Genomic DNA, 2,500 nt, shown 5'->3' with positions numbered 1-2,500 from the left:
AAGTTTGTTGTACCATCTTCTTGTACACTACTTGGTGATACTGCTAGGGTAATGGTGGGTAAAACATTAACAGGTAAATCATCATTAGTAATAGTTCCCGTTGCTGATGTGGTGGTAATTGTTGCGCCATTGGTAGGACTGGAGAGAGTAACGGTAAAGGTCTCATTGGGTTCAATGCTTGTATCACCAGTAACATTTATGGTAATTGTTTCGGTGAGTTTATTAGGTGCAAATGTTAATGTACCAGAAGGTAAAGTTCCGCCAAAATCATTAGCATCAGCAAAATTAGTACCTGAACTTGTTACTTTCCAGTTAACACTATTTGTCCCTGTGGTATTACCTGTGCGGGTGACGGTGAAGGTAAAGGGTTTATTGCCTGAATTTCCTTCCGTTTGAGTTACATTACTAGGAGAAATGCTTAGATTGGCAACAGTTTCGTTAATGTCAGTTACACCAATGTTTCCTACTACTTGTACATCACTAACGTAGCCAGACGGATAACTACCCTTGGATTTAGGATTAGAAGGGTCACTGATATCTATTATTTCTAATCCTCTACCACTAGATGCATAAGCATACTTGCCTACTACTTGTACATCACTAACGTAGCCGGACGGATAACTACCCTTGGATTTAGGATTAGAAGGGTCACTGATATCTATTATTTCTAATCCTCTATTACTAGCTGCATAAGCATAGTTGCCTACTATCTGTACATTCCAGGCAGTCCCGGAAGTATTATAATTGCCTTTGAGGGTAGGAGCAGTGGGATTGCTGATATCTATTATTTCTAATCCTCTACCACTAGCTGCATAAGCATAGTTGCCTATTACCTGTACTTTATACACAGAGCCAGAAGTTACAGATCCAGAAGAAATATTATAATTCCATCTGCCCTTGACTATGGGATTAGTCGGATCACTGATGTCTCTAATTTCTAGTCCACCAGTCTCAGTCGCTAGATAAGCATAGTTACCTACTATTTGGAAATTATAAAAAGAACCAGATTGGGAAAGCTTTGTAAATAGTTTAATTGGGAAAGGCAGTTGGATTGTAGCTAAAGCTAAATCATTATGAATAATAGTTCCCGTTGCTGATGCAGTACTAATTGTTGCACCATTGGATAGTTTTTCTCTCTGTTCTTGAGACAGATGGTTTTTTGCTGGCATAATTCAGAAGCTATCACTTGGTTACTTGATTTTTTATTATACAATTAGCTACACAACAGCTTACTACTAGCATAAGCGCCATTAGCACCGCCAAGAATACTACTATCAAGAATTTCTATTTGGGGAAGTTGACTAAAATCCCCAGCTTCCCACTGTAACCGCATAATTTCCGCAAGGCTGCGGTTATATTGTGTGCCAAAAGCAGTATCAAAAACCTGCCAGAAGTTGTTTTTATTGGCAAAATTAATCAATTGATTGTATGTTACAGGAAGAATGGAGTTAAGTAGGATGTTCATAACTCTACGATTTTATACTTTGTAATACTGTCCTATTTTCTTATTGGGAGTAAATGTGGATAAATATGAAATTCACTACCCGACCCACAATAAAATTACGATAGTTTTCAAACATACTGAATTTAATACGCCTAAAAGAGGATGTCAATACCTCAAAAGTATGTAGAAGCGTGAAAAAGTCTCTAAAAGTAATATCCTGTCACCCATAAAAATCTTTACAAGCGCTATTAGTCAAAAATTTATCTCTTGCACCAAGCCCACGAAAGCGGGTTGTGTAGCCGTGACTTACAGTCACCAGGCTAACAAATTTCTAACCAGCGCAGATGAGTTTTGTCTATTTAGTTTCACTATAAGACTTATTACAATCATGATAAAATTTCAGAAAGTCTTGACTTGAAGGGGGGAGTAGTGTTGAATTCTGAAGAAATAATTGAAATTGCAAATAACCAAGTCTTTGAGCATCAAAGACGACATCTCAATGATTTACAAATAGCTATCCTAGAAGGGATACTACAGGGTAGAACTTACGCAGATATCGCTAAAGAACACCAACACAGTGAAAAATACATCAAGGATAGCACCAGTAAACTGTGGAAATCCTTATTTATAAAAGTTTAAAAAAAGTTAACAAATTTAATCTCAAGTCAACTTTAGGTAGATGTGCTTTTTCTTCAACTAATGTTTTCACAATCAATAGTGGTAGTCCATTTAAAGAATCAGCACCATCATCAGAAAATGATGAAATTATCCATGAACAAGAACAAATAACCTCTCATCTAGATTTAAAAGACGCTCCTGAAATCGGTGATTTTTATGGACGTAAGTTAGAATTATCATTACTACAACAAAAAATCCTCCAAGGAAAATGTAATTTAATCAACTTACTGGGTATTAGAGGCATTGGAAAAACTACTCTAGCTTTAAAATTAGTTGATAATATCAAAGAAAGCTTTGAGTTCGTCATTTATAAAAGTTTAAAATATCTACCCAGTTTAACACAACTAATCACGGAGACAATTTACCCTAATGATCAGT

General features: G+C 36.1%; 3 protein-coding genes. 1 reads left to right on the top strand and 2 read right to left on the bottom strand.

Annotation, left to right across the window (positions count from 1 at the left end; translation table 11 throughout):
• A partial coding sequence (locus CUN59_RS22245) for a Calx-beta domain-containing protein (protein ID WP_279327328.1) occupies positions 1-1,169 on the bottom strand: 1,169 nt, incomplete at its 3' end.
• A gap of 44 nt (positions 1,170-1,213) precedes the next feature.
• Positions 1,214-1,465 carry a hypothetical protein gene (locus CUN59_RS20860; protein WP_207765462.1) on the bottom strand — a complete coding sequence of 84 codons (252 nt, stop codon included), beginning with the start codon at positions 1,463-1,465 and terminating at the stop codon, positions 1,214-1,216.
• 408 nt (positions 1,466-1,873) lie between these two features.
• Here CUN59_RS20860 and CUN59_RS22240 point away from each other — a divergent pair, with 408 nt between their 5' ends.
• On the top strand, positions 1,874-2,083 hold the full coding sequence (locus CUN59_RS22240) for a helix-turn-helix domain-containing protein (protein WP_243407012.1): 210 nt from the start codon (positions 1,874-1,876) through the stop codon (positions 2,081-2,083).
• The last annotated feature ends 417 nt before the right edge of the window (positions 2,084-2,500 follow it).

The sequence above is a fragment of the Cuspidothrix issatschenkoi CHARLIE-1 genome (genome assembly GCF_002934005.1).
Classification (GTDB): domain Bacteria; phylum Cyanobacteriota; class Cyanobacteriia; order Cyanobacteriales; family Nostocaceae; genus Cuspidothrix; species Cuspidothrix issatschenkoi.
This window is presented reverse-complemented; position numbering and strand designations above follow the sequence as displayed.